The organism is Priestia sp. J2 (genome assembly GCF_020790095.1).
GTDB classification, from domain to species: domain Bacteria; phylum Bacillota; class Bacilli; order Bacillales; family Bacillaceae_H; genus Priestia; species Priestia zanthoxyli.
In genome coordinates this window covers 247501-270484 of the sequence record NZ_CP086208.1, presented here as the reverse complement: position 1 = coordinate 270484, position 22984 = coordinate 247501, and the positions used below count along the sequence as shown (strand labels likewise).

Genomic DNA, 22984 nt, shown 5'->3' with positions numbered 1-22984 from the left:
TCACGATTACACTTTCGTAACCGGGGCAAATTTAGCAAGCAGTCTTTTTACACCTGTAGGACTAGGAAAAGCAATGTCTAATTCTTTTGAGTCTCCTTCTCCTTTTACACTTACAACTGTACCAATTCCCCATTTTTTATGCTCGGCCTTATCTCCAACGCTCCATCCAATCGATTCACTGCCCGTTGATACAAGCTTCGTTTTTGCCACGGCCGCTTGTCGGCGCGCTGCAAACGGCGAAGCTGAAGCCCCTGAACGACCAGCAGCAGGCTTGCGCATCGTTTCATTTAAAGATTCCACAAGCTCGCTTGGGATTTCTCCAATGAAGCGCGATTTTGGATTGACGTTTGTTTTACCAAATAGTGTACGCATTTGAGCATTTAATAAATACAATTCTTGTTCAGCACGTGTAATCCCTACGTAGGCTAAGCGTCGTTCTTCTTCCATTTCATTATCTTCGAATAACGATCGGCTATGAGGGAATACGCCTTCTTCCATACCCATTAGGAAAACAACCGGGAACTCTAGACCTTTTGCTGAGTGAAGCGTCATCAGAATCACTTGTTCGTTCTCTTCTTCTTCCTCGTCGTCAAGCTTATCGATATCAGCAACAAGCGCTAAATCGGTTAAAAATGCTACTAAGCTCTTATCTTCACTTGCTTCTTCAAACGTTTTTGTAACAGATAAAAACTCATCAATATTCTCTAAGCGACTTTGTGCTTCAATTGTTTTTTCTACTTTAAGCGCTTCACGGTACCCTGTTCTTTCTAATACTTGTTCCACAAGCTCTGTTACAGACATATAGTCTTGCATTTGAGCTAAGTTTGAAATCATGGATTGGAAATCACGAAGTGCTTTTGTTGCTTTACCCGTTAACCCCATCAATTCTACTTCATCAAGCGCTTTGAAAATAGAAATGTCATGAACGTTTCCGTAATTGGCTACTTTATCGACTGAAGTAGCTCCAACTCCGCGTTTTGGAACGTTCACAATACGAGCTAAGCTAATGTCATCATCTTGGTTGGCAATTAAGCGCAAGTACGCAAGCAAATCTTTAATCTCTTTGCGGTCGTAGAACTTAATCCCGCCGACAATCGTATAGTTAATATTGGATTTTAGCAGTACTTCCTCCATTACACGCGACTGTGCATTTGTACGATACAAAATGGCAAAATCGCTATATTTACGTTTGCCGCTGTCTACTGCTTCTTTGATTTTACGTGCTACAAACTGTGCCTCATCATGCTCACTCATTGCTTGGTAATGATAAATCTTCTGGCCTTCATCGTTTTCCGTCCATAAGTTTTTCACTTTACGATTCATATTGTTTGCAATGACGCCGTTTGCCGCAGCCAAAATCGTTTTCGTTGAACGATAATTTTGTTCAAGCAAAATGGTTTTGGCTTTTGGGTAATCTTTTTCAAATGACAAGATATTTGTAATATCAGCCCCGCGCCAGCGGTAAATAGACTGATCTGAATCCCCTACTACGCATACATTTTCAAATCGTGCGGCTAGCAAGCGAACCAGCATATATTGTGCATGGTTTGTATCTTGATACTCGTCCACATGAATATATTGAAACTTGCGCTGATAGTACGTTAACACTTCAGGAACTCGTTTAAATAACTGAATCGTTGTCATAATCAAATCATCAAAATCGAGCGCTTGGTTTTTCTTTAAACGCTTTTCATACTCTTTATAGACTTTACTTACAACTTCTTCATATGGTCCTGCTGCTGTTTTATCAAATTCTTCCGCTACTTTCAGTTCATTTTTAGCTGAACTAATGCTTCCTAATAGCGAGCGCGGATCGAATTTTTTTGGGTCGATGTTTTGATCTTTTAAAATGTTTTTAATAACGGACAGCTGATCCGTTGAATCTAAAATCGTAAAGTTGCGATTAAAGCCAATACGATCAATATCTCTTCGTAAAATACGTACGCACATCGAGTGGAACGTTGAAATCCAGATATCTTCTGCCACTCCGCCAACGATACTTGCCACACGCTCTCTCATTTCACGAGCTGCTTTGTTTGTGAAGGTAATAGCTAAAATATTCCAAGGTGCAACTTCTTTTTCCGCCATTAAAAACGCAATTCGATGCGTTAATACGCGTGTTTTCCCACTTCCTGCACCGGCCATAAGTAATAATGGTCCGTCTGTTGTTTTAACTGCCTCTTGCTGCTGAGGGTTTAATCCTGTTAATAATTTTTCACTTAAAAAATTCACGTTTTCACCGCCTATATCGAACATATATTCTCTATTCTACTTTATTTATTTTTCACTGTGCAATATTCTTTTTTACCGCTTTTACCGTTTTTAATGCTTCCGATAAATTTGTATAAATAACATTTCCTACAATAACTGTATCAGCTAGCTCTCCCATCTCACTTGCTTGCTCTTTTGTCTCAATACCGCCGCCGTAAAATAACTTCGTCTCATTTAGCGAATTTTTCACTTCTGCCACTAATGCAGGGTCTCCATATGTTCCACTGTATTCTAGATAGAAAACGGGCAAATGAAACATGCGTTCAGCCATGCGAGCATACGCTACAACATCTTCTGCATCCAAATCGGTTTTCGCTTCCGTTAGCGCAGCTACTTTTGCTTCGGGGTTAAGTACGCAGTATCCTTCTACAAAAATTTCATCCCAGTCCATGATTTCACCGTATTCCTTCATCGCCGCATGATGTAAGTCAACAATCCACTTTGGATCCTTGCTGTTTAAAACGGTCGGAATGAAATAAGAATCAAAACCAGGCGTTACAGAGTCAATTGTTGATACTTCTAGCGCACACGGCACCGTGTAGCGGCGAATACGCATTAACAGCTGCAGCACATTGTCTAAAGTTACTCCGTCTGATCCTCCAACAAGAACCGCATCCGTGCCGGATTCGCAAATTTTTTCTAAATCTGCATCTGAAATTTCTTTATTAGGATCTAATTTAAAGACATGTCTCCACTCTTTAATATCATACATATAGGTTCCTCCATTTCTTTACACTTAAAAGTTCGCGCTCGTCCATTTGTTCATTATAACAAAACTAGGAGGGTGAAATGAAAGGAAAACCGAACTTTTCATCACGTTTTTTGTTTTCAAAAAATATGGATAAAAGATACGGTTTTATCCTCAAATTCCGAAAGAAAACATCACAAAAAAAGCCCATTTTGCACAAGGTTATTGTTTCTCTGCATAGGATATGCTAATATATAGCTACTAAAATTCATATGATATACGCTGAAGGATCAATAGTACTTAAATCCTCTTCACAAAGCGAACTAGGGACGGTGAGAGCCTAGAGAATGGTTTAAGGAAAAGGCAATCTGGAGTATATACAGACGAAGGTGGATACATTTTGTATCAACCAGGGTGGAACCGCGGGAAAAACTCTCGTCCCTGGGCATATTGTTGATATGCCCAGGGACGAGAGTTTTTTTGTACCCGCTCTTTTTGTTTCGCTTGAATTACTACCATTTACAGGAGGAATTAGAATGTCAAAAACAATGGATCAAATCGTATCTCACGCCAAACACCGTGGCTTTGTATTTCAAGGTTCTGAAATTTACGGCGGTCTTGCAAATACATGGGATTACGGCCCGCTTGGCGTAGAATTAAAGAACAATATTAAAAAAGCATGGTGGAAAAAATTCATTCAAGAATCTCCATACAACGTTGGTTTAGACGCTGCGATTTTAATGAATCCAAAAACATGGGAAGCTTCTGGTCACTTAGGAAACTTTAATGACCCAATGATCGACTGTAAGGATTGTAAAGCTCGTCACCGTGCCGATAAATTAATTGAAGAAAAGCTTCAAGAAAAAGGCATTGAAATGATCGTAGACGGCCTTTCATTTGATGCAATGGCTGACTTAATTAAAGAACACGAAATTACATGTCCTGAGTGTGGTTCAGCTAACTTCACTGAAATTCGTCAATTTAACTTAATGTTCAAAACGCACCAAGGTGTAACTGAAACATCAACAAATGAAATTTATCTTCGTCCTGAAACGGCTCAAGGTATTTTCGTAAACTTTAAAAACGTTCAGCGCTCAATGCGTAAAAAGCTTCCATTCGGTATCGGCCAAGTGGGTAAAAGCTTCCGTAACGAAATTACACCTGGTAACTTCACATTCCGTACGCGTGAATTTGAACAAATGGAACTTGAGTTCTTCTGTAAACCAGGCACTGAATTAGAATGGTTTAACTACTGGAAAGAAACATGTAACAAATGGCTTCTTTCTCTTGGTATGAAAGAAGAAAACGTTCGTCTTCGCGACCATGATGATGATGAACTTTCTCACTACAGTAATGCAACAACAGACTTTGAATACAAGTTCCCATTCGGCTGGGGCGAACTATGGGGCGTAGCTTCTCGTACTGACTACGACTTAAAACAGCACATGGAACACTCTGGAGAAGACTTCCAATATGTTGATCAAGAAACAAACGAACGCTATGTACCTTACTGCATCGAGCCTTCTTTAGGGGCTGACCGTGTAACACTAGCTTATATGATTGATGCATATGAAGAAGAAACGTTAGAAGATGGCTCTTCTCGTACAGTTATGCAGCTTCACCCTGCTTTAGCACCATTTAAAGCTGCTGTATTACCACTTTCTAAAAAGCTTTCTAACGAAGCGCGCGCTGTTTTTGAAGATTTAGCAAAATACTTTATGATTGACTATGATGATGCTGGTTCAATCGGTAAACGTTACCGTCGCCATGATGAAATCGGTACGCCGTTCTGTATTACATTCGACTTCGATTCATTAGAAGACAATCAAGTAACAATCCGTAACCGCGACACAATGGAACAAAAACGTGTAGCAATTAGCGACCTTAAAAATATCATTGAAGAAGCAACTCAATTTTAATAAAAAAAATAAGCGTATGGCTGCTTCAGCCATACGCTTTACTTTTGATTTGAATCTTCTTGAAGGCGTTCTAACACCATTTGATACGCATCGCTTCCATAATTCAAGCAGCGTTTAACACGGGAGATCGTCGCTGTGCTTGCTCCAGTTTCCGTCTCAATTTTATGGTACGTGTTGCCTTCTCTTAGCATTCTTGCTACTTCTAAGCGCTGTGCTAATGATTGAATTTCATTAACTGTACATAGGTCATCAAAAAATTGATAGCATTCTTCAATGTTTTCTAATGATAAAATCGCTTGAAATAGCTGATCTAATTCTTTTCCTCGTAGTTTGTTGATTTGCATCGTATCGAACTCCTTTATCATTGGCTTTCTTTACTAGTTGTTTCTATCTATAAAATACAGTTTCTATATTTATTTGCACATACATTCATTCTGTATGAAGACAGCCAATTTCATACAAATTTCAAATTCCTTTGATACTTTTATATTTTAACGCATTATAGACGGAAAAAGTACTTTTTTATTCATAACGTCATAAATTCCTACTGGCGTGATACGAATATAAGGCAAATGTGTAGACGAAAAGAACAGCAGTGAATAGACAGGATCATCGTGTTTGTATCCTCGCTCACCCAGCACTTTCTTGAGTTCCACCTCTCGTTTACTTAGCTCTTCCATCGGCAGATTCGACATGACTCCTTTTAACGGAAGATCCAGTTCATATACTACTTTCTCACCTTCTGTAATAACAATACCGCCGCCAATTTCTTTCATACGTTTGAATGCACACATCATATCTTTTTTCGATTTTCCAATTAAAATAAAATCACCTGTATTTGAAAACGAACTCGCCATTCCCGATACATTTGTCGCAAATCCTTTTAACAGCGTATTGATGCGCCACTTGCCTTCTCGGTCCACCAGCACTAAAAAGCTTTCATCATGATCAGAGGCTAATACATCTCCGCTCACATTTAAGTGAATTGAATACGGCTCCATAATAACAGCATTTTTCATTTTCACGCCTACTGGCATTGAAAATTGAAAATCGTCCATCGTTAAATCAAAGTCTAACTTTAACGGTGAAAAACCAAACTTTCCCCAAGGAAATTCTACCGAGGCTAATGCTTGTTCTTTGCCTTCTTTTTTCATCCACTTTCCTTTTGCTAAGACAGATACCGGAGTAGGCCGCATAGGATCTTCTAAAATATTAATATTAGCCACACAGCCTGTTGCTACATGCCCGTGCAAATGTTCCATGTTGTAATAGCGGGCAATATTTACAGACACCATATTATAAGCATCTAACACGGGAACTCCTTCTGAAATAGCTAATGTAATTAACATATCTGACACGCCGTTCTGGTAAAAAGAAGGCGGAGAACCGTCTGTATTCATCGTGATATGGTCAAAATAATCTACCTGCAGCTCTTTTAACTCCTGCAGCAGTTTTGGCAAATCTGGCCGAATGGAAGAGTGGCGCAAAGCAACGTCATAGCCTTGCGTTAACCGAGCAACAACATCTTCCCCTGTCATAGACTCATGATCGCTGTCTGCCCCGAGCAATTTCATTTTTGCTAAGGTAAATGCTGACGCCCCCGGGAAATGTCCTTCAATATGCTTCCTCATCCGCTTTGTCTCTTGAACCCAGTGAAGCATTAAATCATCTCCGTCTAAAAGCTTCGGCCAACTTGTCAGTTCGCCTCCTTGTAAGACAGCTTCATTTTGTAGCCAAGAAGTAATGTTTGTATGTGAGAAGATATCAGCCTCTTCATCAATTTCTGTCTGCGAATCAAATCTGCACCACCAATACAGTGACTGTGGTAACGTTTTCATTTCTTCAATCAATGAAAATGCCGTTTTTTGTTCAAGCTGTAAAGCGAGAATTAAATTATCATTAAATAAAGTGGTTGTTCCGTGCTTGGCTGCATATTGGGAAAAAGTCTGGGGATTATATAACTGAAACGGGTGAACATGCGGCTCAATATACCCAGGAACCACATATTTCTCACTGCAGTCTATAATCTCTGTAGAAGCGTCTGTGTGCTTAGGCATCTCTGAGCCAACGTATACAATACGATCTTGGTAAACCCAAATATGTGCTTTTTTCCACTGCTTCATTCGAGCGTTCAAATATGTTGCATCTTTTAAGACAATAGTTGGTGCTTTTTGACCGTTTAATACTAAAAGCTGCTGTCTAATATGTTTGCTTTTCCAGCGGTATCTCTGTTCCGGCATGCTAAATTCCCCCTAATTTACTATGTATTTTTATCGTAACACATCCGTGATGTAAACGCATTCAGAAACTGTTATTAATTTTATGAATAAAGGTGATAAAACATGAAACCAAATATCGGTATTGTTAACGCATTAATTCGACTTACACTGGGCTTTACCCTTCTTTCTTGGACAACATCTCGTTTATCTCGCAGACCGTACAAAGATTCATACATCTTCTTAGGGTTAATGGGAGCTTTAAAAGTTGCAGAAGGCATCACGCGTTTTTGCCCCCTTACGTACGCATATGATTCGTGTCAAAAACACGATGAACATGAACACCATCCAAATGGAAACGAAGAAACGTATAATCCTTCATAAGGTAAAAAGGAGAGCCGGAGCTCTCCTTTTTTATTTTAAAGCTGCTTTTGCTAATGCACGATGGCCGATGTCTTTGCGATAGAAAAAGCCTTTTTCTACATCGATATGAGCCATTTGTTTGTATACTTCTTGCTGCGCTTCTTGAAGAGTTGCTCCTTTGGCACCTACTAATAGAACGCGGCCGCCGTTCGAAACGTATGTGTCGTTTTCTAAAGCCGTACCAGCGTGGAAAACAAGCGCGTCTTCACTGATCGCATCCAATCCGTTAATTGGCGCACCCTTTTGATAATCTTCTGGGTAACCCGCTGCTGCTAATACAATTCCAATAGCTGCTTCGTTATCCCATTCAATTTCTACTTTTTCTTCTTTCAAAATGCGAAGAAGCACATCGACTAAATCGCTTTTCATACGGGGCAGTACAACCTGTGTTTCAGGATCTCCAAAACGCGCATTAAATTCAATCACTTTTGGTCCTTTTTGTGTTTGAATCAGACCAGCATATAGAATTCCCGTATACTCACAGCCTTCTTCAGCTAATCCTTTAGCCATTGGAAGTAAGATGTTTTCTACAGCCTCTTGTACTTCTGCATCACTGATTTGCGGAACAGGAGAGTAAGCTCCCATGCCTCCTGTGTTCGGACCTTGATCGCCGTCAAAAGCACGCTTATGATCTTGTGCAATTACCATTGGATACACATTTGTCCCGCGTACGAATGCCATTAATGAAAATTCTTCACCATCCAAAAATTCTTCTACAACTACTTTGGCACTTGCTTCTTTAAATTTTTGGTCAACTAGAAAATCACGTAATGTATCTACAGCTTCTTCTACTGTTAAAGCAACAGTTACACCTTTACCAGCTGCTAAGCCGTCTGCTTTAATAACAATTGGAGCGCCTTGCTTTTCCACATATGCTTTTGCTTCCTCGTAAGACGTAAATGTTTCATACGCTGCGGTTGGAATATCATACTTTTTCATGAGCTCTTTTGCAAAGCTTTTGCTTCCTTCAATCATCGCTGCTTGTTTGCGCGGTCCAAAGACCGGAAGACCTTCTTGTTCGAATCGATCAACAATGCCTTCAATTAGCGGATTTTCTGGTCCAACAATTGTTAATCCAATCTTATTTTCTTTTGCAAACTGCACAAGCTCTTCTTGGCTGCTTTCATCGATTGGTACAATCGTTGCCACATCTCTCATGCCTGGGTTTCCTGGTGCTACAAACACTTCGTTAACAAGTGGACTTTTTGAAGCTTTCCATGCAATTGTATGCTCTCTTCCGCCTTTTCCAATAACTAAAACATTCACGTTCTTCACCTCATTAATGTTTAAAATGTCTTACGCCTGTAAATACCATTGCAATGCCGTATTCATCTGCTTTTGCAATTGACTCTTCATCACGAATTGATCCGCCTGGCTGAATAATAGCTGTGATTCCTGCTTTAGCTGCTGCTTCTACTGTATCGCCCATTGGGAAGAAAGCATCTGAACCTAAAGCTGAACCTTGTGCTTTTTCACCAGCTTGTTCAATTGCAATTTTTGCAGCGCCCACGCGATTCATTTGACCAGCACCTACGCCAATTGTCATGTCATCTTTTGCAAGTACAATAGCATTAGACTTAACATTTTTAACAACTTTCCATGCTAATTTTAAATCTGCCCACTCTTTTTCTGTTGGCTCGCGTTTCGTTGGAACAGTAATCGTTGCATCATCAAATCCGAATACGTCTTCATCCTGAACAAGCACGCCGCCTTTTACAGACGTTAAGAAAGCTTCTTTTTCTGCTTTTTCATCAAGCTCTATCGTTAGTAAACGAAGGTTTTTCTTAGCTGTTAATACATCTAATGCTTCTTGATCGAACGCAGGAGCAATGATAATTTCTAAGAAAATTTCTTTTAACTGAATAGCCGTTTCACGGTCGATAGGACGGTTAGCTGCTACGATGCCGCCAAAGATAGATGTAGGATCCGCTTCATATGCTTTTTGATAAGCTTGAGCAATTGTTTCACCCACACCTACACCGCAAGGATTCATATGTTTGATCGCTACGATAGCCGGCTCTTTGAATTCTTTTACGATTTGAAGAGCTGCGTTTGCATCGTTGATATTATTGTATGATAACTCTTTTCCATGCAGCTGCGTAGCTGTTGCAATAGAACCTTTTTGTGTTAACGGCTTTTTATAAAAAGAAGCTTGTTGGTGAGGGTTTTCTCCGTATCGTAAGCCTTGAACGCGCTCATACGTTACTGTTAATTTCTCAGGAGTTGTTTCACCTGTAATGTTTGTTAAGTATTCAGCGATTAATGCATCATAAGCTGCCGTATGACGGAATACTTTTGCTGCTAATCGTTGGTTGGTTTCAAATGAAACATTGCCATCCGCTTTTAACTCTTCTACTACGGTTGCGTAATCGCTTGGATCTACTACAACTGAGACAGAACGATAGTTTTTCGCAGCTGAACGAAGCATTGTAGGTCCACCGATGTCAATATTCTCAATCGCTTCAGCAAGCGTTACATCCTCTTTTTCAATTGTCTTTTTAAATGGGTATAAGTTTACAACTACAAAGTCGATTGGCGAGATATTATGCTCTTTCATTTGAGCTTGATGCTCTTCATTATCGCGTAACGCTAATAAAGCACCGTGAACGTTAGGATGCAATGTTTTTAAACGGCCGTCTAAAATTTCTGGGAAACCAGTTACTTCAGAGATTCCGATAACGTCAATGCCGTTTTCTTCTAGGGTACGCTTTGTACCGCCAGTTGAAATAATTTCTACTCCTAAGTCCTTTAATTCTTGTGCAAATGAAACAATACCTTCTTTATCAGATACGCTAATAAGCGCGCGTTTTGCTGTCATTTTGTAAACTCCTCCTGATCCGATCTCTCATTTAAAATCTTTCTTTCACTACTACTCTACCATAGTAAAGGATTAAAACTTTTTTGACAAGGTTACATCCTATTTATTTAACTGCGGCTTGTTCAAATAATTCATTCAGTACCGCGGGATAAAATTGATGTTCAATTTCATGAATACGGGCCTCAACTGTTTCTCTTGTATCGCCTTTTTCAATGCGAATAGCCTGCTGGTCAATAATTGGTCCTGTATCCATGCCTTCATCTACAAAATGCACGGTAATTCCAATCACTTTTACTCCTGCATCAAAAGCTTGACCAATAGCATCAATCCCAGGAAATGCAGGTAAAAGCGAAGGGTGGATATTAACAATACGATTTTTGTATGGCTTAAGCAACGTCGAACCAACTAATCGCATATATCCTGCTAAAACAAGAAATTCTACTTTAGCTGATGTAAGCTCTGCAAGAATTGCTGCTTCATACGCTTCTTTATTTTCATAGTTTTTAGGCGAACAAACAAAGCATGGTATTCCACATGCTTTTGCTCGTTCAATTACGTATGCATCCGGTTTATTACAAACAACAAGCGCAATATTTGCTTTTAATCGACCTGACTGAGTTGCTTCGTAGATGGATTGAAAGTTACTGCCGTTTCCAGAAGCAAACACTGCAATATTTATCATGCAAACGTCCCTCCAGCAAATTCAACACCTGTTCCTTCTTTGACACGTCCGATAACAAATGCTTTTTCGCCTTCGTTTTCAATTGCTTCAATGACTTTATTCATATCTTCAGGTTCAACAGCTAAAACAAATCCGATTCCCATATTGAATACTTCGAACATTTCTTTACGGTCTAGCTTGCCTTGCTCTTCAAGGAAATCAAACACGTATGGAATTGGCCAAGAACCGTAATCGATTTCTACACCTAAACCTTCAGGAAGCATACGAGGGATATTTTCAACAAATCCGCCTCCAGTAATATGAGCCATACCTGCAATCTTAGCTGCATGTAATGCTTTTAAAACCGGCTTCACGTATATTTTTGTTGGCGTTAATAACTCAACTCCGAGCTTTTCATTAAAACCAGCGTAAGTTTCGTGAAGATTTAACCCTTGATCATCAACAATTTTACGTACAAGAGAGTAGCCGTTGCTGTGAATACCGCTAGATGAGATACCGATCAACAGCTGTCCAGCTTTAATCTCATCTCCAGTAATAATTTCTGACTTTTCTACCGCTCCTACTGTAAACCCTGCAAGATCATATTCATCTTCTTCGTATAAACCTGGCATTTCAGCTGTTTCTCCGCCAATTAACGCACAGTTGGACTGTTCACAGCCGTCTGCAATTCCTTTTACAATCGATTCAATTTTTTCAGGAACTGCTTTCCCGCAAGCAATATAATCTAAGAAGTAGAGAGGCTCTGCTCCTTGTGCTAAAACGTCGTTTACACACATGGCCACTGCATCCACACCGATTGTGTCATGCTTATCCATTTGAAAAGCAAGTTTCAATTTTGTTCCTACTCCATCTGTACCAGAAACAAGAACAGGCTCTTTTAAATTCAATGTAGATAAATCGAACATTCCGCCAAAGCCGCCGACTGTTCCCATAATACCTGCACGAGCAGTTCGTTCTACGTGCTTTTTAATACGTGAAACAGCTTCATATCCTGCTTCTAAGTCAACTCCAGCTTGTTTATATGAATATGACATGTTGTCACTCCTTTTTTACGTTAAAACTAACAAGTTACCTTTTCATGAGGGTGTACAGTATCTGGATAAATTTCAGTTGGATACTTTCCAGTAAAACATGCCATACACTGTCCGCCGTTGCCTTCATACTGTCTGCCGATTGCGTCTACTAAACCTTCGTTGCTTAAGAAAACAAGTGAATCAGCTTCAATCAATTCACGAATTTCTTCAACAGAGCGCGTAGCAGCAATTAACTCAGAGGATGACGATGTGTCAATTCCATAAAAACATGGATTTTTAATAGGAGGTGAACTGATGCGTACATGTACTTCAGTTGCTCCTGCTTCTCGAAGCATACGAACAATGCGACGGCTTGTTGTGCCGCGAACGATAGAATCATCTACCATGACAACACGTTTACCCTCTACAATTTTACGTACAGGAGACAGCTTCATTTTTACACCTTGTTCACGCAATTCTTGTGAAGGCTGAATGAATGTACGGCCTACGTATCGATTCTTAATTAAACCTAATTCGTATGGAATCCCTGACTGTTCTGCAAAACCAATCGCTGCTGAAATACTTGAATCCGGAACGCCTGTTACAACGTCTGCTTCAATCGGTGACTCAACTGCAAGTTGTTTCCCAAGGTTTTTACGAGCAGAGTGAACATTGATTCCATCAATATTACTATCTGGTCTTGAGAAATAAATATATTCCATACTGCAAATAGCACGGTTTACGTTTAGTGTGAATCGCTCTGATTGAATACCTTCATCATTAATAATAAGTAACTCACCAGGCTCTACATCACGCTCATGAACCGCTCCAACAATATCAAACGCACATGTTTCAGAAGCTACTACATAGGCATCACCTAATCGTCCAATTGATAATGGACGCAGTCCGTGAGGATCAAGTGCAACCATCATCGTATCTTCCGTTAAAATAACGAATGCGTATGCGCCTTTAACCATGGATAAAGCATTTTTCACTTTATCTTTCATATCTTCATAGCCGCTTCGTTTAATTAAATGAGCAAGTACTTCTGTATCAGATGTTGATTGGAAAATACTCCCTTGGTTTTCCAGCTGATGCTTTAATGCATTTGCATTAACCAAGTTTCCATTATGAGCTAACGCAAGGCTTCCGCTATGAGAGCGGAAGTGAAGGGGTTGAACATTTTCAAACCCTCCGCCTCCAGCTGTTGCATAACGAACGTGTCCAATTGCTGCTTTACCGTTTAGTTGCTCTAACTCTCCGTGGCCAAATACTTCGTTAACAAGACCGACGCCTTTCATCACTGTCACTTTTTCTCCGTCTGTTACAGCAATACCAGCGCCTTCTTGTCCGCGGTGTTGCAAGCTATGCAAACCGTAATAAGCAATCTGGCTTGCATTTTCATGTCCCCATACACCGAATACGCCACATTCTTCGTTTAAGCCTTTGATTTCAGCAAGCATGGAAGCGCTCCTTTCCAAGCAGTAGTTAATTCTTCAACTGATAATTGAACAAGAACATTTTCTTGATGTTTAACAGTTAATGTTGCGTCTTCTGTTACGCGTCCTACTAATGTTGCATCTTGTACAAGCATTTCGAATTTTTCTTTATTCTCTGGTGAAACCGTTACGACAAAGCGTGATTGTGTTTCACTGAATAGCTCTGCTGTTGCTTCACCGTCTACCGTTACGTTTACGCCTAACCCGCTGCCGTTCATCACTTTTTCAGCTAGGGCTACCGCGAATCCTCCTTCTGCAATATCGTGAGCAGATTGAACTGCACCTTCACGAATTGCTTGAAGAAGCTGATCTTGACGTGTTTTTTCAACCGCTAAATCTAATTTAGGTGACTGGCCGAATACCGTACCGTTTTCTAGTACTTTTTGAAGCTCAGTACCTGCGAATTCTGCTTCAGCTTTACCAATAACATAGATTAAGTCATCTTTTTGCTTCGCATATTGAGTTGTAATATGGTTGATATCGTCGATTAGACCAACCATTCCAATAACAGGAGTTGGGTAAATTGCTTCACCTTTTGTCTCATTGTACAGAGATACGTTACCGCCGATAACCGGAGTCGATAGCTCACGGCAAGCGTCGCTCATACCGTCTGTTGCTTTTTCAATTTGCCAGAAGATTTCTGGCTTTTCAGGGTTGCCGAAGTTTAAACAGTCTGTAATCGCAAGAGGCTGTGCACCTGAACATACAAGGTTACGAGCAGCTTCTGCCACTGCGATACGGCCGCCTACTTCCGGGTCTAGGTATAAATAGCGAGAGTTACAGTCTGTTGTCATCGCTAATGCTTTATTTGTATCACGTACACGAACAACCGCCGCGTCAGATCCAGGAGATACAACTGTGTTTGTACGTACTTGGTAGTCATATTGGTTGTAAACCCACTCTTTGTTTGCAATCGTAGGCTGTTTTAAAAGCGTTACTAACATATCACTGTGATTTTCAACAGTAGGAGCGTATGCTGACTGCTCTTGGAACTCACGATAGTATGCTGGTTCTTGAGATGGTTTGTGGTATACCGGTGCATCTTCTGCTAATGCATCTACAGGAACATCTGCTACTACTTCTCCGTTATGAGTTAAACGAAGGCGCTTATCGTCGGTTACGTGACCGACTGAAACAGCTTCTAATCCGTATTTTTCAACGATTTCGACGATTTCATTTTCACGGCCTTTTTCAACAACGATGAGCATGCGCTCTTGAGATTCTGAAAGCATCATTTCATATGGTGTCATACCCGTTTCACGCTGAGGTACAAGATCAAGGTTCATTTCAATACCAGAACCTGCTTTACTTGCCATCTCTGCCGAAGAACTTGTTAAGCCCGCAGCACCCATATCTTGAATACCTACTAAAGCGTCACACTTGATAAGCTCTAAGCAAGCTTCAAGAAGAAGTTTTTCCATAAATGGATCTCCTACTTGTACAGCAGGACGTTTTTCATCTGACTGATCAGATAGCTCTTCAGAAGCAAATGTAGCGCCGTGGATACCGTCGCGTCCCGTTTTTGCTCCTACGTACATAACCGTGTTGCCAACGCCTTTAGCTTGACCTTTTTGAATATCTTCGTGGTTAATTAAACCAACACACATAGCGTTAACAAGCGGATTTCCTTCATATGAAGCTTCAAACTGAATTTCTCCACCTACTGTTGGGATTCCTACACAGTTACCGTAACCTGCGATTCCCGCTACTACTTCCTCAAACAAATGACGAACCTTTGGAGATGTTAATTCACCAAAACGTAAAGAGTTTAAAAGTGCAATCGGTCTTGCTCCCATTGAAAAGACGTCACGAATGATGCCACCTACACCAGTTGCTGCTCCTTGATAAGGTTCAATCGCTGATGGATGGTTATGACTTTCGATTTTAAATACAACGGCTTGGTTATCACCAATATCAACGATACCAGCTCCTTCACCAGGACCTTGTAATACTTTTTCACCCGTGATAGGGAATTTTTTCAGTACAGGCTTAGAGTTTTTATAGCTACAGTGCTCTGACCACATAACAGAGAATAAGCCTGTTTCTGTATAGTTAGGAGTACGACCAAGCAGTTGCTCTACATTCGCAAACTCTTCGTCTGTTAATCCCATATCTCGATATAACTTTTGTTCTTTAATTTGCTCTACATTTGGTTCAAGAAGTAACGACATTTTGTTCCCTCCACTGCTTTACAATTGATTGAAATAATTTAAGTCCGTCCGCGCTTCCTAAAAGATCGCTTACCGCTCTTTCTGGGTGAGGCATCATTCCTAATACGTTGCCTGTTTCGTTCGTAATCCCTGCAATATCTTGAAGACTTCCGTTTGGATTATCACCTGCGTATTGGAAAAGAATCTGGTTGTTTTCAATCAATTTTTGTAACGTATGTTCATCACAATAGTAGTTGCCTTCACCGTGTGCCACTGGAATAGCAATTACTTCATCTTTGCCATAAGCATTTGTAAACATTGTTTCGTTATTAGCTACTTTCAAATTCACTGTTTTACAGATGAATTTTAAGTTTTCATTACGGCGCATAGCACCTGGCAGTAATCCTGCTTCTAATAAAATTTGGAATCCATTACATACACCTAGTACTGGCTTTCCTTGGCTTGCTGCTTTTTTTACAGCATCCATTACATTTGAGAAGCGAGCGATAGCACCTGAACGAAGGTAATCTCCATATGAGAAACCACCTGGAAGCAAGATACCATCATATTGATCTAATGATTCTGTATCGTGCCAAACGTAATCTACTTCTTCACCAAGCTCATCTTTGATAGCATGATACATATCTACGTCACAGTTTGATCCTGGAAAAACAATTACAGCAAATTTCACTGTACGACAACCTCCTCAACCTCGTAACGGTAATCTTCAATTACTGTATTAACTAAAAGCTTTTCACACATTTCTTTTACGCGTTCATCTAATGAATCTGTGCTGTCGATTGTTAGCTCTAAAAATTTACCGATGCGTACTTCTTGAACTTCTTCATAAGACATACGGTGCAATGAATTTTTAACGGCTACTCCTTGAGGGTCTAATACACTTTCTCTTAATGTGACAAATACTTTTACTTTATACATGGTTGGGTTATCCTCCGATTCGCTGTAAGATTTTTTCGTATGCTTCTGTTAAACCGCCTAAGTCTCTGCGGAATACATCTTTATCTAATTTTTCGTTCGTATGAACATCCCAGAAGCGGCAAGTGTCAGGTGAAATTTCATCCGCTAAAATAATGTCGCCTTGAGAAGTACGGCCGAATTCTAATTTAAAATCCACTAAGAAAATGTCTTTATCTTTGAAAAATTTCGATAATACTTCGTTGATTTGAAGTGCTTGTGCCTTTAAACTATCAATCTCTTCTTGAGTTGCAGCCTTAAGGAAAATCGCATGTTCTGCAAGAATTAATGGATCACCAAGCGCATCATCTTTGTAGTAAAGTTCAACGATTGGCTGTTCAAAACGAATACCTTCTTCTACGCCAATTCGCTTCGCAAGGCTTCCTGCTGTAGCATTTCGTACAACGACTTCAAGCGGAACAATTTCTACTTTCTTAACCGCCTGTTCATGATCTGAAAGCTGCTTCACAAAGTGAGTTGTAATCCCTTGCTCATGTAACATTGAAAATAGTAAACTACTAATTTGATTGTTCAGCTGTGCTTTTCCGCTAATCTCTGCTTTTTTCTGACCGTTGAATGCTGTAGCTTCATTTTTATAAGCAACCCACAGTACATCTTGCTCATCAGTAGCGTAAATTTTTTTCGCTTTTCCTTCATAAAGTAACTCTTGCTTTTCCATGCTGTCACCTCTACATACAGAATATTCAGATACACTTTCTTAGATAAAGGCAAGGACGTGCCTTGCCTTTTTTATTAAAGACCTAAACGTTCAAAAATCATATCTACATTTTTTAAATGGTGCTTATGATCGAAGCAATCTTCAATCTCTTCTGGCGATAAGTGGCGAGTAATGCGCTCTTCGCCTTCAATTAAAGAACGGAAAGGAACTTGCGTTTCCCATGCTTCCATTGCTTTTGGCTGTACTAAGTCGTATGCTTCTTCACGTACCATACCTTTGTTAATTAATGTTAAAAGTACACGCTGTGAGTAAATTAGCCCTAGTGTACGATCCATGTTGCGCTTCATGTTGTCAGGGAATACTGTTAAGTTTTTAACAATATTTGCAAAACGATTTAACATGTAATTCAAAGCAATCGTTGCATCAGGTAAGATGACACGCTCTGCCGATGAATGAGAGATGTCACGCTCATGCCAAAGCGGTACATTATCATAAGCTGTAACCATATAGCCGCGAATTAAGCGAGCAAGTCCCGTTACGTTCTCAGAACCGATTGGATTACGTTTATGAGGCATTGCAGATGAGCCTTTTTGACCTTTTGCAAAATATTCTTCAACCTCACGTGTTTCACTTTTTTGAAGACCGCGAACTTCTACTGCAAATTTCTCAATAGATGTCGCAATTAACGCTAGTACTGACATATAGTGTGCATGACGGTCACGCTGTAATGTTTGCGTAGAGATTGGTGCTGGTGAAATTCCTAACTTCTCACATACGTATTTTTCAACGAAAGGATCGATGTTAGCGAACGTTCCAACTGCTCCTGACATTTTACCGAATTCCACTTCAGCTGCAGCACGTTTTAAACGCTCTAGGTTACGCTTCATTTCTTCATACCATAATCCCATTTTCAAACCAAATGTCGTTGGCTCAGCGTGTACACCGTGCGTACGTCCCATCATAACCGTATATTTATGTTCTTGAGCTTTTTCCTTTAGTACTTCTACAAAGCGCTCTACGTCACTTAGCAAGATTTCATTAGCTTGCTTTAATAAATAAGATAGAGCTGTATCAACTACGTCAGTTGAAGTCAAACCGTAGTGTACCCACTTGCGCTCTTCACCAAGCGTTTCAGATACTGCACGAGTGAAAGCTACTACGTCATGACGCGTTTCTAGTTCAATTTCATTGATGCGGTTAATATCAAAAGATGCATTTTGACGAATTAACTTCACATCTTCTTTCGGAATATGTCCTAATTCTGACCATGCTTCGCAAGCTAGAATTTCAACTTCTAACCAAGCTTTAAATTTATTTTCTTCTGTCCAAATAGCTGCCATTTCTGGTCTTGTATAACGTTCAATCATGTTGTTACTTCCTCCGTTCTTTCCCAAATTCCTAGAGATTCGGCTTTTTCTATCGCCTCATCTATCTTATCAGCTAATACCGTGATATGTCCCATTTTTCTCTTCTCTTTTGCAACTTTTTTTCCGTACAAATGTAAGTGCATATCATCTAAACATTCGATTTTTGCCATTGTGTTCTCAATATGTTCCCCTAATAGGTTAACCATCACAGCAGGTTTTAATAAAGTCGGCTGTGCTAGGGTCCAGTTACAAATGGCTCTTACATGCTGCTGAAATTGAGAAAGATCACAAGCATTGATTGAATAATGACCTGAGTTATGAGGTCTAGGTGCCATTTCATTTATATAAAGCTGACCTTCTTCAGTTAGGAACATCTCAACTGCTAATGTACCAACTAAATCTAATCCTTTTGCTATTTCTTGCGCATATTGAAGAGCTTTCGCTTCTTGATCTGCTGTAATACGTGCCGGAACAATCGTTTGGTGCAAAATATGATGCTTATGAATGTTCTCAGCTACTGGTAAACATACCGTTTCGCCTTTTGCATTTCGGTGTACAATAACTGATACTTCTTTATCTAAGTTCATCCACTGTTCTACAATGCATTCCGACTGTGCTAATAGCTCAGCTGCTTCACGAATATTATTCTCATTTTTCACTAGAACTTGCCCTTTACCGTCATATCCGCCTCGGCAAGTTTTTACGACACATGGATAACCAATTGTTTCGACAGCTTTTAAAAGTTCTTCTTCAGTCGTAACGATTGCGTAATCAGGAACCTCTAGATTAAGCTTTGTAATCATTTCTTTTTCTAAACGACGATTTTGTGTAACGGCTAGTAAATGACTGCCTTGTGGCACGTAGCATTTTGTTTCTAGCCATTTCATCATCTCAACATCAACGTTTTCAAATTCATAGGTGATGACATCTGACACTTCAGCAAGCTGTTCAACCGCTTTTCTATCATCATAGTTGCCAATGACTTTAATATCTGCTACTTGACCGCAAGGAGAATCTTCTGTTGGTTCAAGCACTGCAATGTAATAACCCATTTCTTTAGCAGATAGTGCAATCATTCTTCCTAGCTGTCCACCGCCTACGATTCCAATTGTTTTACCAGGAGGTATAAGTAAATTAGACAAGTTGATCACTACTTTCTAACACAGATGATTTAATAGACTCTCTACGATTTTCAAGTTGATCACTTAACGTTGGATCCTGTGTTGCTAAGATTTGTGCTGCTAGCAGGCCAGCGTTCGTAGAACCAGCTTTCCCAATAGCTACTGTAGCTACCGGTACGCCGCCTGGCATTTGAACAATCGATAAAAGTGAATCTAAACCGTTTAAGTTACTTGATTTAACGGGTACTCCTATTACAGGTAAAATTGTTTTTGCGGCAATCATACCAGGTAAGTGCGCAGCACCCCCAGCGCCAGCAATAATAACTTTAATCCCTCGTTCTTTCGCTGTTTCAGCATATTCAAACATATAATCCGGCGTTCGATGTGCTGATACAACTTTCTTTTCATATTGAATATTTAATTCATCTAAAATGTCACACGCATATTTCATAGTGCTCCAGTCTGACTGACTGCCCATTACAACAGCAACTTTTACATTCATGAATAAAAGCTCCTTTTTCACGTTATAAAAAAACCTAGGGTAAGTTATGGCTCACTAAAGGAAAGCCACAACTACCCTAGGTTTCATGTATCAACATTCCTTTTGAAAAGGAATCATGTTTACCTATTTAGTAATTGTACTCTCCTCATAGTCCAATGATTTACGGTCATCGGGTAGAAACTCGTGGGCCATATTCCCACTATTATATGAGGTTTCGGATATCTCAATTGACAACTTAATAATAACAGCCAAACTAGAAAAAAGTCAACCTAAAAATCGAATGTTTACTATTTTTATCATTAAAATGTTCGTATTTAGAGACTTTTCCCTTCGAAAACAATCTGTTGCTTTACCGGAACATAGTCCTTTTTACCATTTATTTCTTTTTCTTCAAAAATAGGCTTTTCCATTCGTCGAACAGGCATATACCCATCTTTTTTCATCCGATCTAAACAACTTGCGATTGTTTCATTTTCTTGTAATTCATACAGTACTTTTTTTGATTTCTTACCCAAAATGCAGCCTCCAGTTCGAAAAAAGTTTCTTACAGCGTCAAAAAGAGCTTTTATAACAAAAATTAAATGAATCCACTATAGTGTAACATAATTTAAAAGTTAAATTCATGCTGTAATTTTTAGAAACAAAAAAGACTAGTCATTGAATGACTAGTCTTTTTATTGGCCTGGCAACGTCCTACTCTCACAGGGACAAAGTCCCAACTACCATTGGCGCTAAAGAGCTTAACTTCCGTGTTCGGTATGGGAACGGGTGTGACCTCTTCGCTATCGCCACCAGACAAGAGATTGTTCTCTCAAAACTAGGTAACAGTTTGCTGAGTAAAGCTTACGCTTTTAAAGTTTGGTTAAGTCCTCGATCGATTAGTATCAGTCAGCTACACATGTCGCCACGCTTCCACCTCTGACCTATCAACCTGATCATCTTTCAGGGATCTTACTAGCTTGCGCTATGGGAAATCTCATCTTGAGGGGGGCTTCATGCTTAGATGCTTTCAGCACTTATCCCGTCCACACATAGCTACCCAGCGATGCCTTTGGCAAGACAACTGGTACACCAGCGGTGTGTCCATCCCGGTCCTCTCGTACTAAGGACAGCTCCTCTCAAATTTCCTACGCCCACGACGGATAGGGACCGAACTGTCTCACGACGTTCTGAACCCAGCTCGCGTACCGCTTTAATGGGCGAACAGCCCAACCCTTGGGACCGACTACAGCCCCAGGATGCGATGAGCCGACATCGAGGTGCCAAACCTCCCCGTCGATGTGGACTCTTGGGGGAGATAAGCCTGTTATCCCCGGGGTAGCTTTTATCCGTTGAGCGATGGCCCTTCCATGCGGAACCACCGGATCACTAAGCCCGACTTTCGTCCCTGCTCGACTTGTAGGTCTCGCAGTCAAGCTCCCTTGTGCCTTTACACTCTACGAATGATTTCCAACCATTCTGAGGGAACCTTTGGGCGCCTCCGTTACATTTTAGGAGGCGACCGCCCCAGTCAAACTGCCCACCTGACACTGTCTCCCGGCCCGATCAGGGCCGCGGGTTAGAATTTCAATACAGCCAGGGTAGTATCCCACCGACGCCTCCACCGAAGCTAGCGCTCCGGCTTCTCAGGCTCCTACCTATCCTGTACAAGCTGTACCAAAATTCAATATCAGGCTACAGTAAAGCTCCACGGGGTCTTTCCGTCCTGTCGCGGGTAACCTGCATCTTCACAGGTACTATAATTTCACCGAGTCTCTCGTTGAGACAGTGCCCAGATCGTTACGCCTTTCGTGCGGGTCGGAACTTACCCGACAAGGAATTTCGCTACCTTAGGACCGTTATAGTTACGGCCGCCGTTTACTGGGGCTTCGATTCAGAGCTTCTCCCAAAGGATAACCCCTCCTCTTAACCTTCCAGCACCGGGCAGGCGTCAGCCCCTATACTTCGCCTTGCGGCTTCGCAGAGACCTGTGTTTTTGCTAAACAGTCGCCTGGGCCTATTCACTGCGGCTCTCTCGGGCTATACACCCTACCAGAGCACCCCTTCTCCCGAAGTTACGGGGTCATTTTGCCGAGTTCCTTAACGAGAGTTCTCTCGATCACCTTAGGATTCTCTCCTCGCCTACCTGTGTCGGTTTGCGGTACGGGCACCTCCCGCCTCGCTAGAGGCTTTTCTTGGCAGTGTGGAATCAGGAACTTCGGTACTATAATTCCCTCGTCATCACAGCTCAGCCTTTATGATGAGCGGATTTGCCTACTCATCAGCCTAACTGCTTGAACGCGCATATCCAGCAGCGCGCTTACCCTATCCTACTGCGTCCCCCCATTACTCAAACGGCGGGGAGGTGGTACAGGAATATCAACCTGTTGGCCATCGCCTACGCTTTTCAGCCTCGGCTTAGGTCCCGACTAACCCTGAGCGGACGAGCCTTCCTCAGGAAACCTTAGGCATTCGGTGGACAAGATTCTCACTTGTCTTTCGCTACTCATACCGGCATTCTCACTTCTAAGCGCTCCACCAGTCCTTACGGTCTGACTTCACAGCACTTAGAACGCTCTCCTACCACTGACATCAAAGATGTCAATCCACAGCTTCGGTGATACGTTTAGCCCCGGTACATTTTCGGCGCAGAGTCACTCGACCAGTGAGCTATTACGCACT

The 22984-nt window shown here is 40.8% G+C and carries 19 protein-coding genes, 2 rRNA genes and 1 riboswitch (1 of these 22 cut by a window edge); of the genes, 2 read left to right on the top strand and 19 right to left on the bottom strand.

What is annotated here, in order from left to right; genetic code table 11:
* Nucleotides 1–6 precede the first annotated feature (6 nt).
* Together pcrA and LJY09_RS01485 are read right to left on the bottom strand one after the other, a co-directional pair.
* The gene (gene pcrA, locus LJY09_RS01490) at nucleotides 7–2232 is read right to left on the bottom strand and encodes a DNA helicase PcrA (protein ID WP_028412524.1); all 2226 of its coding nucleotides are present in this window, start codon (nucleotides 2230–2232) and stop codon (nucleotides 7–9) included.
* A 52-nt stretch (nucleotides 2233–2284) separates the two neighbouring features.
* Complete coding sequence (locus LJY09_RS01485; RefSeq protein WP_033580830.1) at nucleotides 2285–2983, bottom strand: heptaprenylglyceryl phosphate synthase; 699 nt, start codon at nucleotides 2981–2983, stop codon at nucleotides 2285–2287.
* Nucleotides 2984–3495: 512 nt separating this feature from the next.
* Between LJY09_RS01485 and LJY09_RS01480 the strand changes: the two genes are divergently transcribed.
* Nucleotides 3496–4878 (top strand): glycine--tRNA ligase, encoded by a 1383-nt coding sequence (locus LJY09_RS01480; RefSeq protein ID WP_013055049.1) that lies wholly within the window; start codon nucleotides 3496–3498, stop codon nucleotides 4876–4878.
* A 38-nt stretch (nucleotides 4879–4916) separates the two neighbouring features.
* Here LJY09_RS01480 and LJY09_RS01475 read toward each other — a convergent pair whose 3' ends face one another.
* Nucleotides 4917–5222 carry a YerC/YecD family TrpR-related protein gene (locus LJY09_RS01475; protein WP_013055048.1) on the bottom strand — a complete coding sequence of 102 codons (306 nt, stop codon included), beginning with the start codon at nucleotides 5220–5222 and terminating at the stop codon, nucleotides 4917–4919.
* Nucleotides 5223–5369: 147 nt separating this feature from the next.
* Nucleotides 5370–7118 (bottom strand): adenine deaminase C-terminal domain-containing protein, encoded by a 1749-nt coding sequence (locus LJY09_RS01470; RefSeq protein WP_034263936.1) that lies wholly within the window; start codon nucleotides 7116–7118, stop codon nucleotides 5370–5372.
* A 102-nt stretch (nucleotides 7119–7220) separates the two neighbouring features.
* On the opposite strand from LJY09_RS01470, the gene LJY09_RS01465 reads away from it, so the two are divergent.
* Nucleotides 7221–7478 carry a YgaP family membrane protein gene (locus LJY09_RS01465; protein WP_016762773.1) on the top strand — a complete coding sequence of 86 codons (258 nt, stop codon included), beginning with the start codon at nucleotides 7221–7223 and terminating at the stop codon, nucleotides 7476–7478.
* 30 nt (nucleotides 7479–7508) lie between these two features.
* Here the strand turns inward: LJY09_RS01465 and purD are convergent, their stop codons facing one another.
* From purD to LJY09_RS01390, 15 genes are all read right to left on the bottom strand, one after another.
* Nucleotides 7509–8783, bottom strand: a complete 1275-nt coding sequence (gene purD, locus LJY09_RS01460) for a phosphoribosylamine--glycine ligase (protein WP_033580832.1) — start codon at nucleotides 8781–8783, stop codon at nucleotides 7509–7511.
* A 13-nt stretch (nucleotides 8784–8796) separates the two neighbouring features.
* Nucleotides 8797–10335, bottom strand: coding sequence for a bifunctional phosphoribosylaminoimidazolecarboxamide formyltransferase/IMP cyclohydrolase (gene purH, locus LJY09_RS01455; RefSeq protein WP_025752921.1), 1539 nt, complete (start codon nucleotides 10333–10335; stop codon nucleotides 8797–8799).
* Between the two features lie 103 nt (nucleotides 10336–10438).
* Nucleotides 10439–11017, bottom strand: a complete 579-nt coding sequence (purN, locus tag LJY09_RS01450) for a phosphoribosylglycinamide formyltransferase (RefSeq protein ID WP_014461934.1) — start codon at nucleotides 11015–11017, stop codon at nucleotides 10439–10441.
* Complete coding sequence (purM, locus tag LJY09_RS01445) at nucleotides 11014–12051, bottom strand: phosphoribosylformylglycinamidine cyclo-ligase (RefSeq protein WP_028412529.1); 1038 nt, start codon at nucleotides 12049–12051, stop codon at nucleotides 11014–11016. Before purM ends, purN begins: the two co-directional genes overlap by 4 nt.
* A gap of 26 nt (nucleotides 12052–12077) precedes the next feature.
* Nucleotides 12078–13493, bottom strand: coding sequence for an amidophosphoribosyltransferase (gene purF / locus LJY09_RS01440; protein ID WP_013055041.1), 1416 nt, complete (start codon nucleotides 13491–13493; stop codon nucleotides 12078–12080).
* The gene (gene purL, locus LJY09_RS01435) at nucleotides 13469–15700 is read right to left on the bottom strand and encodes a phosphoribosylformylglycinamidine synthase subunit PurL (RefSeq protein ID WP_028412530.1); all 2232 of its coding nucleotides are present in this window, start codon (nucleotides 15698–15700) and stop codon (nucleotides 13469–13471) included. Before purL ends, purF begins: the two co-directional genes overlap by 25 nt.
* Nucleotides 15684–16370 carry a phosphoribosylformylglycinamidine synthase subunit PurQ gene (gene purQ, locus LJY09_RS01430; RefSeq protein ID WP_013055039.1) on the bottom strand — a complete coding sequence of 229 codons (687 nt, stop codon included), beginning with the start codon at nucleotides 16368–16370 and terminating at the stop codon, nucleotides 15684–15686. Before purQ ends, purL begins: the two co-directional genes overlap by 17 nt.
* On the bottom strand, nucleotides 16367–16618 hold the full coding sequence (gene purS / locus LJY09_RS01425; protein ID WP_014461938.1) for a phosphoribosylformylglycinamidine synthase subunit PurS: 252 nt from the start codon (nucleotides 16616–16618) through the stop codon (nucleotides 16367–16369). Before purS ends, purQ begins: the two co-directional genes overlap by 4 nt.
* A gap of 7 nt (nucleotides 16619–16625) precedes the next feature.
* A complete protein-coding gene (gene purC / locus LJY09_RS01420; protein ID WP_028412531.1) occupies nucleotides 16626–17333 on the bottom strand; it encodes a phosphoribosylaminoimidazolesuccinocarboxamide synthase in 708 nt (235 codons plus the stop codon).
* Nucleotides 17334–17407: 74 nt separating this feature from the next.
* Nucleotides 17408–18700, bottom strand: a complete 1293-nt coding sequence (gene purB / locus LJY09_RS01415; RefSeq protein ID WP_013055036.1) for an adenylosuccinate lyase — start codon at nucleotides 18698–18700, stop codon at nucleotides 17408–17410.
* Nucleotides 18697–19842 (bottom strand): 5-(carboxyamino)imidazole ribonucleotide synthase, encoded by a 1146-nt coding sequence (gene purK / locus LJY09_RS01410; protein WP_144635131.1) that lies wholly within the window; start codon nucleotides 19840–19842, stop codon nucleotides 18697–18699. Before purK ends, purB begins: the two co-directional genes overlap by 4 nt.
* Nucleotides 19835–20323 (bottom strand): 5-(carboxyamino)imidazole ribonucleotide mutase, encoded by a 489-nt coding sequence (gene purE, locus LJY09_RS01405; RefSeq protein WP_028412533.1) that lies wholly within the window; start codon nucleotides 20321–20323, stop codon nucleotides 19835–19837. The genes purK and purE overlap by 8 nt, the downstream gene beginning before the upstream one ends.
* Nucleotides 20324–20451: 128 nt before the next feature.
* Nucleotides 20452–20553: riboswitch (purine riboswitch) on the bottom strand.
* Between the two features lie 84 nt (nucleotides 20554–20637).
* Nucleotides 20638–20838, bottom strand: a complete 201-nt coding sequence (locus LJY09_RS01400; protein ID WP_016762769.1) for an NETI motif-containing protein — start codon at nucleotides 20836–20838, stop codon at nucleotides 20638–20640.
* Nucleotides 20839–21003: 165 nt separating this feature from the next.
* A 5S ribosomal RNA gene (gene rrf, locus LJY09_RS01395) occupies nucleotides 21004–21119 on the bottom strand.
* A gap of 62 nt (nucleotides 21120–21181) precedes the next feature.
* Nucleotides 21182–22984 (bottom strand): 23S ribosomal RNA (locus LJY09_RS01390); it runs 1133 nt beyond the window's last position.